We start from the raw sequence: 12709 nt of genomic DNA on the forward strand, positions 1-12709 counted from the left end.
GTGACTGCGACACCGACCAAGGCCTGGGGCTACGGCCTCGCGACCCTCGACGCCGCCGGCACCGTGCTCGACGTGTGGTTCCCCGCGCCCGCCACGGGCGAGAGGCCGGGCGACGCAGCGGCGCCGGAGGAGCTGACCGCGCTCGCGGGCGACGACGACGTTCGCCGGGTGACCCGCGAGGTGCGCCTGGTCGAGGTCACGGACCTCCAGGCGCCCCCGACGTCGACCGAGGACGTGTGGCTGCGCCTGCACCTCCTCTCGAGCCGCCTCGCGATCCCCCACTCGATCAGCATGGACGGGGTCTTCGGCCTGCTCACCAACGTGGTGTGGACCTCCGCCGGCCCCTGCGCGGTCGAGGGCTTCGAGGCCACGCGCGCGCGGCTGCGCGGCGCCGGCCACCACGTGACCGTCTTCGGGGTGGACAAGTTCCCGCGCCTGGTCGACTACGTCCTCCCCACCGGGGTGCGCATCGCCGACGCGGACCGGGTCCGGCTCGGCGCCCACCTGGCGGAGGGGACCACCGTCATGCACGAGGGATTCGTCAACTACAACGCCGGCACCCTCGGCGCCTCGATGGTCGAGGGCCGCATCTCGGCCGGCGTCGTGGTCGGTGACGGCTCCGACGTGGGCGGCGGCGCCTCGATCATGGGCACCCTCTCCGGAGGCGGCAAGCAGGTCATCTCGATCGGCGAGCGCTGCCTGCTCGGCGCCAACGCCGGCCTGGGCATCTCGCTCGGCGACGACTGCGTGGTGGAGGCGGGCTGCTACGTCACCGCCGGCACCAAGGTGACCGTCGCCGACATGGACGGCAAGCCCAAGGTCGTCAAGGCCCTCGACCTCTCCGGGACCAGCAACGTGCTGTTCCGCCGCAACTCGGTGACCGGCGCCATCGAGGCAGTGCCGTGGAAGAGCGAGGGCGTCGAGCTCAACGCCGCTCTCCACGCCAACTAGCCCATGCGCAGGAGGACCGCCTCGGCGCTGGTCGGGGTGGCGGTGCTGGGGGTCGTCGTGGCCACCGGCTACGCGGTGCTGCACCACGTGACACCGCTGTTCACCCCGGACGGCTGCACCGCGACGGTCGACGGGCACAGCGTCTCGCTGAGCCCCGAGCAGGGTGAGAACGCCGCCCTGATCGTGGCGGTCTCCGTGCAGCGGGGCATGCCCGCGCGGGCCGCGTCGATCGCCCTCGCCACGGCGTACCAGGAGTCCAAGCTCTACAACCTCGAGCAGGGCGACCGGGACTCGCTGGGCCTCTTCCAGCAGCGACCGTCGCAGGGGTGGGGCACCCGGCAGCAGATCCTCAACCCCTACTACTCGATCAACGCGTTCTACGACGCGCTCGCCAAGGTCGACGGCTACGACACGATGCGGATCACCGCTGCGGCCCAGGAGGTCCAGCACTCCGGCTATCCCGAGGCGTACGCCGACCACGAGGCCGACGCGCGGGTCCTCGCCTCCGCGCTCACGGGCAACTCTCCGCACGCGTTCACCTGTGTCGTGCGCGGTGACGTGCCGAAGGGGCGGGCCAAGCTCAACGACCTCGGCCTGACGCACCGCGCCGACTCCGTCCGCCGCGAGGTCGAGACCGTCTTCGGCCACCAGTCGCTGGGCGGGTTCGCCCCGGCGGCGTCTCCAGCGGGCACATGAAGGGCTCGGCCCACTACGACGGGCGCGCCATCGACATCTTCGAGCGCCCGATCACCCCGGCCAACAAGATCAGGGGCTGGGCGATCGCCCAGTACCTCGTCGCGCAGGCCGACCGGCTCTCGATCCAGACCGTCATCTTCGACGGCCGGATCTGGCGCTCGGGCTCCGAGTCGACCAGCGGCTGGCGCACTACGACCCGCCGGAGACCTCCGGCGACCCGGCGGTGCTCGAGCACCGTGACCACGTGCACGTCGACGTCTTCCCCTAGTCCCCCACGCGCTCGGCGCCGGTGACGGATGATGTGCCGGTGCCACGAGTCTCGGAGACGGTCGACGACCGGACCCCCATCGCCGCCTCACGCATCGACGTGGCCGCACGGATCGGTTGGATGATGCGCACCCACCGCAGCGTGGCGGGCCTGTCGCTGCGCGAGATGTCGGCCGCCCTGAAGGGGCAGGGCGCCCCCCTGTCGGCGGCGACGCTGAGCCGGATCGAGAGCGAGGGGCAGCGGTCCCCGGCGGCGTTGGACGGCTACGAGCGTGCCTTGGGGTTGTCCGACGGCGCCCTGCGGGCACCGGTGGACCTGATGTGCCGCACCTTTCCCTACGCCCCGGAGGTCGTCGCGAGACCCGCGCCCCCGAGCCTGGAGCGCTTCAGCCTGGCCTTCGAGGCGATCGACGTCGCGAGCCCGACCGGGGGCGCCTGGCTCGAGCTCGCCGGCAGCACTCCGGCACGGGCGTCGGCCTGCCCAGGACCCTGATGGAGCCCCAGGTACGCCGGCTCTCGCTCGAGCTCGCGCGCTCCACGGGCCTGGCCCGCTTCACGAGGCTGGAGTCACTGGCGATGCTGCGCTGCAGCGCGTACGGCGACCTCGTCGACGAGGTGGTGCGCGGGCTCGTCCTCGCCCCGCACGCCCAGAACACCTGGGACCTGCTCGTCGTGCTGGCCGAGCGGCCCACCCCCTCGTTGCTGGACTGGATGGCGACCCTGCTTCGGCACGAGTCGACCTACCTCGCCCGGGGCGCGTCGTACGGGCTCCAGGCGATGCTCGTCCGCGGCGGCCTCGGGCTCGAGGAGTGGACCGCCCTGCTGCCCCACCTCGAGCTGGCGTGGCACGAGGCCGACGGCGAGCCGGCGCGCAGGGCGGTGCTGGCGCAGCTGTGGGCCGCCCTCCCGCCTCAGCTCCAGGCGCGTGCCCGGGAGGCCTGCCCGCAGGAGACGGCGGCCCCGCCCGGACCCACCGTGTGGACCCGCAGCCGGCAGAACCGCCACTACCTGCTGGCCGAGTCACTCGCCCGGGCAGCGGCCGGGGCGACAGGGCACCCGGAGGAGCCCCTCCTCGCCCGGTTGCTCTTCGAGGCGATGTTCGACCCCCGCGGCGTCCGCATGTCCCACGCGACGAGCCTGCTCGCCTTCTCGCCCTTCGCCGACGCCCTCGTCCGCGTCCTGCTCGAGCCGCCGACCGGGCCGCTCGACGTCGGTGTGGCCGCGGGGCTGCGCGTCGCGGCGTTCTGCCACACCGGCGAGGTGCCGGCCGGGGTGCGGCCGCTTCTGGCGTCCGAGAGTGCGATCGACCTCCAGCACGTGCTGACCTTCTTCAGCCATGGGACCCGGCCGCTGCCGCAGCCCACGCTCGACCGCGGGCTTGCAGGGGACGAGATCACCGTGCGCCGCACCCTCCACTGCCTGGGCCTGACCGGCGATCCGCGACTGTCCGGGCTCGCCGCGGACCCGGCACTGCCGGCGTCGACGCGGGGTGGCGCCGGGTGGTGGGTGGAGACGGGGCCACGCATCGACGCTGAGGGCGGTGGCCGCGGAGCGGCTGCCTGTCCCCCCGAACGAGGCAGCCTGCTCCGCTTGGCCCGGCCCCAACGTACGGGGGACCGTGACCATGCAGGATGGTAGGCGAGCCCGCCGACACCGACCGCGTTGTTGCACCGCGGCGTCTGGTCGCAACAGCACCAGCGCAACGGCGGGCTCAGCCGGCCAGGCGCTCCACGGCGGCGTCGATCCGCTCGTCGGTGGCGGTGAAGGCGATCCGCACGTGGTGCGCACCCGCCGCACCGTAGAAGGTGCCCGGGGCGGCGAGGATGCCGCGTCGGCCAGCCAGGAGACGGTGTCCCAGCAGTCCTCGTCGCCCTCCGGGTCTGCCGCGACGCCCACAGGTAGAGCGAGGCCTCGGAGTGGTCGATGCGGAACCCCGCGGACTCGAGGGCCTCGCGCAGCCGGGCCCGCCGCGCGGCGTAGCGGGCGTGCTGCTCCAGCACGTGGGCGTCGTCGTCCAACGCGGCGATCATCGCGGCCTGCTGGGGCGCGGGCATCTGCAGCCCGAGGTTCTTGCGCACCGCGAGCAGCTCGCCGACCACGCGCGGGGTCGCCCGCGACGAAGGCGCACCGGTAGCCGGCGAGGTTGGACCGCTTCGAGAGCGAGTGGACCGTCAGGATCCCTCGGTCGACCCGCCGGAGATCGACGGGTGCAGCACCGAGACCGGGTCCTCGTCCCAGGCGCACTCGATGTAGCACTCGTCGGAGACAGGATCGTGCCGCGCTCACGGCACCAGTCCACGACCTTGCGCAGGTGGGCGGGCGGCAGCACCCGGCCGGTCGGGTTCGACGGCGAGTTCAGCCACAGCAGCGCCGGCGTCTCCGGGCCGAGTGAGGTCAGCGAGTCGGTCGCGACGGCGCGCGCACCGGCGAGCACCGCACCGACCTCGTACGTCGGGTAGGCGAGCTCCGGGTAGGCGACCAGGTCTCCGGACCCGATGCCGAGGTGCCCGGCCAGCGAGGCGATCAGCTCCTTGGAGCCGACGACCGGCAGCACCGCGTCGAGGCCGAGGCCGACCACGCCGTGGCGGCGCGAGAGCCAGTCGAGGCAGGCCTGACGCGTGTCCACCCGGCCGATCGTGGTCGGGTAGCCCGGCGAGTCCGCGGCCTCGCACAGCGCGTGCTGCACGACCGCGGGCGTCGGGTCGACCGGGGTGCCGACCGACAGGTCCACGACGCCGCCCGGGTGTGCCCGGGCGGTCGCCGCGTGAGCCGTGAGGTGGTCCCAAGGAAAGTCGGGGAGCCGGCTCGAGACCTTCGGCCGGCTCGGCCGCGGGCTCAGGAGTCCTGGTTCTGCGGCGGCAGGGCCGCGACGAACGGGTGGTCCTTGTCGATCTCACCCATCTTGGCCGCGCCACCGGGAGAGCCGAGGTCGTCGAAGAAGCCCACGTTCGCCGTGTAGTACTCCTTCCACTCCTCCGGGGTGTCGTCCTCGTAGAAGATCGCCTCGACCGGGCAGACCGGCTCGCAGGCGCCGCAGTCGACGCACTCGTCGGGTGGATGTAGAGCATCCGCTTGCCCTCGTAGATGCAGTCGACAGGACATTCGTCGACGCACGCCCGGTCCTTGAGATCGACGCACGGCTGGGCGATGACGTAGGTCACCAGATCCTCCTGAGGGAGCACGGGACAGCACAACTGTTCGGACGAGAGACAGCCTAGTATCCCGACGTGCCAGCCTCCCCAGAAGCCCACCGCTTGGGCCCGCACGTGGTCGGCAGCCGGGTCGTCGTACGCCGGATCCTGCCGGGCGAGACCGGCCCGTCGGGTGGTCCGGCGATGACCGACGTGCTCGGGATCTGCACGGCCTGGGGCGACGGCCGGTGCGTGATCGCCCCGGAGTCCGGCGACCCGGTGGAGATCCGGCTCGCGGACATCGTGTCCGGCAAGCCGGTGCCACCACGCCCCTCGGTGCGCCACCGGGTCGGTGCGCGGGCGGCCGAGCAGCACGCGCTCACGCTCTGGGCCGGCCTCGAGACCGAGCCCCTCGGCGAGTGGGTGCTGCGCACCGACCCGGCGCCGGTGGGCCGGCTGCTCAAGCGGGCCAACTCCTGCCTGGCCATGGGCGACCCCGGCGTCGACCTGGACGCGGCGGTGGGCCGGATCGAGGCGTTCTACGAGGGCCGCGGCCGGCGCGTGCTCGCCCAGGTGGAGCGCGGCTCTGCGATCGACGAGGCGCTGTCGGCCGTGGGCTGGACCCCGGTCCCGGGCGGCGACGCCCACTTCCTCATCGCCTCCCTGGCCCGGGCCCTGCGCGCCGCCCGGTCCGCCTCCCGCTCGGCCGGCCGCTCGGCCCGCAGCGCGGGCGAGGCTCGGGTGGTCGAGGAGGGCGACCGGGTCCTGGTCGAGGTGGGGGACGGCGCCGCGGCCGGCCGGGCGACCCTCGACGGCGACTGGCTCGGCCTCCACGGGCTGGCCGTCGACGAGGCCATGCGCCGCCGGGGGCTGGGCACCGCGGTGGTCGCCGAGCTTCTGGACTGGGGCGGCGAGCGCGGTGCGACCACCGCCTGGCTGCACGTCGAGGTCGACAACGAGCCGGCGCTGGCGCTCTACGAGGGGCTGGGCTTCTCGCCCCACCACACCTGCCGCTACCTGGAGCCGGTCTCCCGCTGAGGCTGGAAGACGCGTCGCGGCGCACGCCGGCCGAAGAGGCGTTCGGACTGGGTGGTGACCCAGGTCCAGCTGGTCCGCATCACCGCGAGGACGACGACGCCGGCCACGACCATGCCGGCGATGTTGACGCCGAGCTGCTCGAGCGACCCGAGGATCTCCGAGGGCTGCCACAGGCCGATCCCGAGGGCGAGGTTGCCGGCGGCCGGCACGGTGGTGACGCTGATGAAGACGCCGACCATGGTGGCGGTCTTCTCGATCGCCAGCGCCAGGACGCCCGCCGCCCGGCGACCAGCGCCACGATGAAGGACCACATGTCGGGGTGCCAGATGAAGCCGGTGTTCGGCCGCGGCTGGGTGAGCATCTCCCCGTCCAGCGCACTGGTCAGGCCGACCAGCCAGGCGAGCACCGCCACCACCGCCACCGCGAAGGCGAAGCTGAGCACGAGCAGCTGCAGGCTCCGCCCGACCAGGCCCCACCGGGCGAACACGATCCCGACCGACACCGCCGCCACCGCGCTGAACTCCGGGCCCACGACCATCGCCCCGACGACGAGGATCGCGGAGTCGGTCACGACGGCGATGGCGGCAAGGATGACGGCCAGCACCAGGAAGACGAGGTACGAGACCGTGGGCTGGGCGCCGTCGTCGGCCTTGGCCTCGACCGACTCCCAGATCACGGCGTCGTCGGGATGACCGGGCGCCAGCGCTTCGAGGCGGGACGCCTCGGCGAACGGCGTCGAGAGCGGCGAGGTGATGACGATGCCGCCGCGGTCGTCGAGCCCGAGCTCGTTGAGCTGGTGCAGGACGGTGCCCGCCTTCTCGCGCGCGACGTCGCACTCGATGAGGTCGCCCTCGGGGTCGACGCAGATCCCGCTCTCCACGGTGACGTTGGTGATGCACTCCCCCTCGACGAGCAGGTCGCGGACCCGGTCCGAGAGGTCGTCGGGCACGGTGAGGCGGAAGTGGACGAGCACGGCGACAGCGTACGGCGATTCCGATTTCCCTCCGGGTCGCCCCGGTCCTACGATCTGGCTGGATCCCGTGAGGCCTGACAACCCTCGCCCTGTCCGGCAGGGAAGCGGGACCCGCGCGTACGGCGTACCGACGAGAGGCCGAACCTCTGCCTGGCAGAGCCGTCGGCGAAGGTGTGGTGGCACCGCGATCTTGCCCCCGCCCACACCTCCAGGGCTGCCACAGCTACTGGAGGTGAAGACCATGAGACGAACCCTGAGCACCGAGCTCCCCCACGCCACCCCCGGACAGACCGTCCGGCTGCAGGGCTGGGTCCACCGTCGCCGCGAGCTCGCGGCGCTGACCTTCCTGGTCCTGCGGGACCGGACCGGCCTGGCCCAGGTGGTCGTCAAGGACGGGCAGCAGGTCCCGCCCGAGGAGACCACGGTCGAGGTCACGGGGATCGCCACGGCGAACCCCCAGGCCCCGGGCGGCATCGAGGTGACCGAGCCGGTGATCACCGCGCTCACGGAGCCGGCCGCGACCCCACCGGTCGAGCTGTGGCGCCCGGCCATGAACGCCTCGCTCCCCACGTTGCTCGACCACGCCCCCGTCACCTGGCGGCACCCGGCCCAGCGGGTGAAGTGGGAGCTGGCCGCCGCGTCGCTGAGCGGCTTCCGCGACACCCTGGACCGCGCCGGCTTCACCGAGATCCACACGCCCAAGTTCGTGGCCTCGGCGACCGAGTCCGGCGCCAACGTCTTCGAGGTCGACTACTTCGGCCGCCCGGCCTACCTCGCCCAGAGCCCGCAGTTCTACAAGCAGCAGATGGTGGGCGTCTTCGAGCGCGTCTACGAGGTGGGTCCGGTCTTCCGCGCCGAGCCGCACGACACGGTCCGACACCTGGCGGAGTACGTCTCCCTCGACGCCGAGCTCGGCTTCATCGACGACCACCGCGACGTGCTGCGGGTGCTGCGTGACGTGCTGGCCGGCATGGTGTCGGCGGTCCACGAGCGCGCGCCACACGCCGTCGAGCTCTCCGGCGCCGAGGTGCCGGTGGTGCCCGAGGAGATCCCGGTCATCCACTTCCGCGACGCGCTCGCGCTGGTGGGGGCGCCCGAGGACGAGCCCGACCTCGCCCCCGAGCACGAGCGGGCGCTGGGCGCCTGGGCGCTCGCCGAGCACGGCAGCGACTTCGTCGCGGTCGAGGGCTACCCGATGGCCAAGCGGCCGTTCTACACGCACGCGCAGCCCGACGACGCGCGCTGGTCCAACAGCTTCGACCTGCTCTTCCGGGGGCTCGAGCTGGTCACCGGCGGCCAGCGCCTGCACCGGCCCACGTCGTACGACGAGGCGATCCGCGCTCGGGGCGAGGACCCCGCGGCGTACGCGTCGTACCTCCAGGCCTTCGAGCACGGCATGCCACCGCACGGGGGCTTCGCGATCGGGCTGGAGCGCTGGACCGCCCGGCTGGTGCAGGCGGCCAACATCCGCGAGGTGACGCTCTTTCCGCGCGACCTCAACCGCCTGGCCCCTGACGGTGCATGCTGGAGGCGTCAGACGGCGCGCCAATTCGCCTAACTCCAGTTTATTCGTATGGTTACAACATGCTGCGTGACTCCTTGGGCCGTCCTGTCGACGGCGGTGACTGGTTCGTGCACCACGGCACGGACGTCGAGAGCCGGTGGGACGCCGATGTCCCCCACCTGACCCCGACCGACCGTTTCTTCGTGCGCAACCACACCAGCGCGCCCGAGATCGACGTGGCCACCTGGCGGCTCCTGGTCTCGGGCGACGGCGTGCTCGCCGACCGGGCCTACTCGCTGGCCGACCTGCAGGCGTTCACCAGCACCACCTACGAACGGGCCCTGGAGTGCACCGGCAACGGTCGTCGGCTCTTCGCCGACCAGCAGGGCAGCCACCGTCCCGGGACCCAGTGGGGTCTCGGGGCGATCGGCGTGGCTCGCTGGACCGGCGTGCCGCTGTCGACCGTGCTGCGCCACGCCGGCCTGCGGCCCGACGCCGTCCAGGTGATGCCGGTCGGGCTCGACGAGCCCTACGTGGAGGACGGCGTCGACCACGGTCGCGTGCGCCGTCCGCTGCCGCTGGCCAAGGCGCTCGACGACACCCTGATCGCGTGGGCGATGAACGACGAGCCGCTGCCCGCCGACCACGGCTTCCCGGTCCGGCTGGTCGTCCCGGGCTGGGTCGGCATCGCGAGCATCAAGTGGCTCGGCGAGCTGCGGGTCACCACCAGCGTGGTCGACTCGCCGTGGAACACCCGGTGGTACCGCATGCACGGCGAGGGCTGGTCCGGCTCCGGCGCCGTGCTGGACCGGATGCCGCCCAAGAGCACCGTCGACGTGGCCGGCCGGCTCGAGGCCGGACGGATGACCGTGCTGCGCGGGCGCGCCTGGTCGGGCGAGTCGACGATCAGCGTGGTCGAGGTCAGCACGGACGGCGGCGAGACCTGGGACGAGGCGACGCTGACCGGCTCCAACGAGCCGTCGAGCTGGGTCGAGTGGGAGCACCCCTGGACCCCGGACCGGGCCGGCGAGCACGTGCTGCTCAGCCGCGCCACCGACAGCCGCGGACGTCGTCAGCCGGCCGAGGCGGCACTGAACGACGACGGCTACCTGTTCGCCGCGGTGGTGCGTCGCCCGGTGACCGTCCACGGCAGCGGTCGTGTGGCCCAGGTGCGCCGGAGCGCACCGTGGAGGGCACGACCCTGTAGCTACCGGCAGACGACCGTGTCCGTCGGCAGGTAGCGGGTGTGGAACACCTCGTCGTGGTCGAGGACGGTCCGGCCGGGCCTGCGGAAGTGCCGGGTGACGTCGACGTCGAAGCCCTCGTGGCCGGTGCTGGGCCGGCAGTCGCCGGTGGTGAGGGTGAGCGTCCGCGGCGGTCGGAGCCGGTAGCGGTCGGAGGTGCTGGAGGTGATGTCCCAGCGCTTGGTCGACCACATGCTCACGGTGACGGCGCCCTGCTGCGACGGCGTGCTGGGCGTGACGTGGGCGTGTACGAGGACGCCGTACGGCGTGTCGTTGCGGAAGCGCAGGTCCACCGAGCCCCGGACCGCGGTGGCGTCCCGGCCGACCGGGTAGCCGTCGACGTACGACGAGTGCGCCGTGTGCTCGACGTCCTCGAGCCCGGCGAAGAACATCGCGTTGAAGAGCGGCGTCGCCAGCTGCGAGGCACCGTCGTCGGTGCTGGTCCGCTCCCGACCGTGCCGTCGAGCGAGAAGGTCTCCCCCGGCTTCAGCACCGTGCCGTCGACGGCCTCGGCGGCGCGAGCGAGGTCGGTGTCGCGGCGGGCGGTTGACGGGATGTAGGTCGTGAAGCTCGACACCTTGTCCCGGATCTGCAGCCTGCGGGCGTCGCGGGTGGTGAACCGGGCATCGGCGACCCTGGACCGGACCGTCAACGACCGCTTCCCGAGGTCGCGGGTGATCAGCCTGAGGAAGGCGTCGTCGACGTCGGCCTGGTGGTAGGTGACCCCGCGCTGCGCCGGCACCACCTGCGGCCTGCCGTCGACCAGGGCGACGGTGGCGTCCACCGGCGCGCCGTCGGCCGCGACGGCGTCGCCGACGAGCCTGCGGAGCACGGACTCGTAGAGGTGCGGCACGAGCGTGCCGTGCTTGGCCCGCAGGGCGATCGCCGGGGCGTAGTCGCTCGGCTGCAGCCTCACGGGGGTCCTGCCGAAGAGCAGCCGCACGGAGCCGGACATGGCCGGGTTGGCGAAGTCGGTCATCGCCTTCGCGAGGTCACCGGCGTCGATGTCCGGGTCCACCTGGTGCAGGGTCAGGTCCGCGCGCGGGTCGTCCTGGAGGTACGCCGACTCCAGGGCCGCGCCGGTCTCGGCGGCATCGAGCTGCTCTCCGAGCCGAGGAGCCCTGATCCGGGGGCCGTCGCGGTGGAAGGCGATGGCACCGTCGCGGGGCGGCGTGCCGTCCTCCGCGTCGAGGCGCGCGACCAGGGCGTCCATCCGGACCTCGTCCACCGTGACCACGGGGTCGAGCTGCTCACCCCCGGCGTAGTGGTCCCACATGCTCGAGAGCCGCCAGCTCTGCTGCTGCACCGCCCGGTCGACCGAGGCGCGGTAGTCGACGGCAAGCCCCGCCTCGCGCGGGGTGACCCGCTCGGTGCGGCCACCGACCGTGACCGTGATCGGCCGGTGCGCGCGGTCCCGCAGCCCCTGGCGCAGCACCCACGCCGCCCTCGCCGCGGTGCGGTCGCCGACGTCGACCCCGCCGACGGTGGTGCCCCTGGGCAGCTTGTCGCCGGCGGCGTAGTAGGCCGCGGCGTAGCCACCGCCGAGCAGGATCGCCAGCACCAGGACGAGGACCACGACGACCCGTCCACCGGCCCTCTCCCGCTCGCTCACGGGCCCGATTCTAGGGACGCGCCGGGGCCGTTCCGGGCTCACGCGCCGGTCCCGCCGAGGTTCGCGGGCGTGGCCGCGGCAGCGTCGCGATGCCGATCACGAGCAGCACCAGCGCCATTCCCACCACCAGGTAGCCGCGCCAGTCCGAGCTGATCGCGTAGTCCCCCTCCGGCCGCGGGTCGACCACCCAGCCGACGAAGCCGGTCCAGCCGAGGGCGAACGGCAGGCGCGACCACCAGCCGGGCGGAAGCGCGACCAGCGCCGCGACCGTGGCCGCCACGGCCAGCGGCAGCCCCCACGCGAGCTCGTGCACCGCGACGGTGGCCAGCGCCGTCCCCGCCCCGACGACGAGCAGCGCCAGGGCCGTCGCCGCGCGGGCCAGGGTGCGCATCAGAGCCCGGCGAAGAGGTCTGTCTCGAGCCCGTCCTCGCCGACGGGCCCCGGCGTGCCCTTGGCGATGCGGAAGTACTCGATGCCCCAGGCGGTGCTGCCCACGTTATTGGACAGCGCGAAGAACGGTCCGTCGGTGGTGATCTGGGTGGCGTGCGCACGCATCGCGTTCATCTTCTTCTCGACGTCGTCCTGCGCGTCGACCGCGGCCGTGAGGTCCTTGTCGGCGACCACGAAGAACGGCATCGGCCCGTCGGGGTCCATGCCCTCGAAGGTGGTGGTGTCGCCGGACTCGCGCAGCAGTCGCAGCCCGGCACGCATGCGGCTCTCGGCCATCGCGCCCCAGTAGATCTTGGCGACGTCCCACGCCTCCCCCAGCTCGGGGCGGTACGACGGCACCGCGGCGAGCTGGGCGGCGTACATCGCGACCCGGTGGGCCTGGATGTGGTCGGGGTGGCCGTAGCCGCCGAACTGGTCGTAGGTCACCAGCACCTGCGGCCGGACCTCGCGGATGACCTCGACAAGGCGGGTGGCGGCCTCGGTGAGGTCGGCGTGCCAGAAGGCGTTCTCGTGCACGTCGTCGGCGGCCACCGCGTGGCCGTCCTCGTGCCACTTCATGCCGGAGTCGCGGTAGGTGCCGAACCCGCCGAGGAAGCGGTGGTCGGTGACCCCGAGCTCCTTCATCGCGGCCTCGAGCTCGCCGCGGCGGTGCTCGGCCAGCTCGTCGGGGCTCAGGTGCTCGAGCTCGGGCACGAGGATCTCGCCGAGCTCGCCCGCGGTGCAGGTCACCAGGGTGACGCCGCGCCCCTCGGCGACGTACTTCGCCATGGTCGCGCCCTGGTTGATCGACTCGTCGTCGGGATGGGCGTGGACGAGCAGCAGGCGCTGGTCAGCGGTCATGAC

Annotated in this window: 12 protein-coding genes and 4 pseudogenes; 8 read left to right on the forward strand and 8 right to left on the reverse strand. The window is 73.1% G+C overall.

Annotated features, from left to right (window positions below):
- Genes dapD through H0S67_RS17725 form a run of 5 tightly spaced genes read left to right on the forward strand, consistent with a single transcriptional unit; the run spans position 1 to position 3552 of the window.
- Positions 1 to 951 carry a 2,3,4,5-tetrahydropyridine-2,6-dicarboxylate N-succinyltransferase gene (gene dapD, locus H0S67_RS17710; RefSeq protein ID WP_246354851.1) on the forward strand — a complete coding sequence of 317 codons (951 nt, stop codon included), beginning with the start codon at positions 1 to 3 and terminating at the stop codon, positions 949 to 951.
- Positions 952 to 954: 3 nt separating this feature from the next.
- The gene (locus H0S67_RS25800; RefSeq protein ID WP_219635319.1) at positions 955 to 1647 is read left to right on the forward strand and encodes a hypothetical protein; all 693 of its coding nucleotides are present in this window, start codon (positions 955 to 957) and stop codon (positions 1645 to 1647) included.
- Complete coding sequence (locus H0S67_RS23810) at positions 1644 to 1940, forward strand: VldE C-terminal domain-containing protein (protein WP_219635320.1); 297 nt, start codon at positions 1644 to 1646, stop codon at positions 1938 to 1940. Before H0S67_RS25800 ends, H0S67_RS23810 begins: the two co-directional genes overlap by 4 nt.
- 14 nt (positions 1941 to 1954) lie before the next feature.
- Complete coding sequence (locus tag H0S67_RS17720; protein ID WP_180934108.1) at positions 1955 to 2407, forward strand: helix-turn-helix domain-containing protein; 453 nt, start codon at positions 1955 to 1957, stop codon at positions 2405 to 2407.
- The gene (locus H0S67_RS17725) at positions 2407 to 3552 is read left to right on the forward strand and encodes a hypothetical protein (protein WP_180934109.1); all 1146 of its coding nucleotides are present in this window, start codon (positions 2407 to 2409) and stop codon (positions 3550 to 3552) included. The genes H0S67_RS17720 and H0S67_RS17725 overlap by 1 nt, the downstream gene beginning before the upstream one ends.
- A gap of 388 nt (positions 3553 to 3940) precedes the next feature.
- On the opposite strand, the gene H0S67_RS27545 is transcribed toward H0S67_RS17725, so the two are convergent.
- Both H0S67_RS27545 and fdxA read right to left on the reverse strand, forming a co-directional pair.
- Positions 3941 to 4645, reverse strand: a complete 705-nt coding sequence (locus H0S67_RS27545) for an aminotransferase class I/II-fold pyridoxal phosphate-dependent enzyme (RefSeq protein ID WP_343050166.1) — start codon at positions 4643 to 4645, stop codon at positions 3941 to 3943.
- A gap of 104 nt (positions 4646 to 4749) precedes the next feature.
- Positions 4750 to 5075, reverse strand: a pseudogene (gene fdxA, locus H0S67_RS17735) (ferredoxin).
- 66 nt (positions 5076 to 5141) lie between these two features.
- Here fdxA and H0S67_RS17740 point away from each other — a divergent pair.
- Complete coding sequence (locus H0S67_RS17740; protein ID WP_180934110.1) at positions 5142 to 6083, forward strand: GNAT family N-acetyltransferase; 942 nt, start codon at positions 5142 to 5144, stop codon at positions 6081 to 6083.
- Here H0S67_RS17740 and H0S67_RS27550 read toward each other — a convergent pair.
- A pseudogene (locus H0S67_RS27550) lies at positions 6059 to 7299 on the reverse strand (DUF389 domain-containing protein). The gene H0S67_RS17740 and the pseudogene H0S67_RS27550 sit on opposite strands and share 25 nt — an antisense overlap.
- On the opposite strand from H0S67_RS27550, the gene aspS reads away from it, so the two are divergent.
- Both aspS and H0S67_RS17755 read left to right on the forward strand, forming a co-directional pair.
- Positions 7298 to 8614: an aspartate--tRNA(Asn) ligase gene (gene aspS / locus H0S67_RS17750; protein ID WP_180934111.1), complete on the forward strand. Its 1317-nt coding sequence runs from the start codon at positions 7298 to 7300 to the stop codon at positions 8612 to 8614. The pseudogene H0S67_RS27550 and the gene aspS sit on opposite strands and share 2 nt — an antisense overlap.
- Positions 8615 to 8640: 26 nt before the next feature.
- Entirely contained in the window at positions 8641 to 9801 is a 1161-nt protein-coding gene (locus H0S67_RS17755; protein WP_180934112.1) for a sulfite oxidase, read from the forward strand.
- Here H0S67_RS17755 and H0S67_RS17760 read toward each other — a convergent pair.
- From H0S67_RS17760 to mshB, 5 genes and pseudogenes are all read right to left on the reverse strand, one after another.
- Complete coding sequence (locus H0S67_RS17760) at positions 9768 to 10004, reverse strand: hypothetical protein (RefSeq protein WP_180934113.1); 237 nt, start codon at positions 10002 to 10004, stop codon at positions 9768 to 9770. The genes H0S67_RS17755 and H0S67_RS17760 overlap by 34 nt on opposite strands.
- Positions 10005 to 10091: 87 nt before the next feature.
- Positions 10092 to 10196: pseudogene (locus H0S67_RS28390) on the reverse strand (VanW family protein); the annotation flags it as partial.
- Between the two features lie 659 nt (positions 10197 to 10855).
- Positions 10856 to 11458, reverse strand: a pseudogene (locus H0S67_RS28395) (peptidoglycan binding domain-containing protein); the annotation flags it as partial.
- Positions 11427 to 11807, reverse strand: coding sequence for a hypothetical protein (locus H0S67_RS17770; protein ID WP_180934115.1), 381 nt, complete (start codon positions 11805 to 11807; stop codon positions 11427 to 11429). The gene H0S67_RS17770 and the pseudogene H0S67_RS28395, both read right to left, overlap by 32 nt.
- Positions 11807 to 12706: an N-acetyl-1-D-myo-inositol-2-amino-2-deoxy-alpha-D-glucopyranoside deacetylase gene (gene mshB / locus H0S67_RS17775; protein WP_180934116.1), complete on the reverse strand. Its 900-nt coding sequence runs from the start codon at positions 12704 to 12706 to the stop codon at positions 11807 to 11809. Before mshB ends, H0S67_RS17770 begins: the two co-directional genes overlap by 1 nt.
- Positions 12707 to 12709: the final 3 nt, after the last annotated feature.

This window comes from Nocardioides ungokensis (assembly GCF_013466985.1).
GTDB lineage: Bacteria > Actinomycetota > Actinomycetes > Propionibacteriales > Nocardioidaceae > Nocardioides > Nocardioides ungokensis.

Coding starts and splice junctions, on each gene's coding strand:
- mshB (WP_180934116.1), bottom strand. CDS start 12,706: ATGACCGCTGACCAGCGCCTGCTGCTCGTCCACGCCCATCCCGACGAC.
- H0S67_RS17755 (WP_180934112.1), top strand. CDS start 8,641: ATGCTGCGTGACTCCTTGGGCCGTCCTGTCGACGGCGGTGACTGGTTC.
- H0S67_RS23810 (WP_219635320.1), top strand. CDS start 1,644: ATGAAGGGCTCGGCCCACTACGACGGGCGCGCCATCGACATCTTCGAG.
- H0S67_RS17770 (WP_180934115.1), bottom strand. CDS start 11,807: ATGCGCACCCTGGCCCGCGCGGCGACGGCCCTGGCGCTGCTCGTCGTC.
- H0S67_RS17725 (WP_180934109.1), top strand. CDS start 2,407: ATGGAGCCCCAGGTACGCCGGCTCTCGCTCGAGCTCGCGCGCTCCACG.
- H0S67_RS25800 (WP_219635319.1), top strand. CDS start 955: ATGCGCAGGAGGACCGCCTCGGCGCTGGTCGGGGTGGCGGTGCTGGGG.
- aspS (WP_180934111.1), top strand. CDS start 7,298: ATGAGACGAACCCTGAGCACCGAGCTCCCCCACGCCACCCCCGGACAG.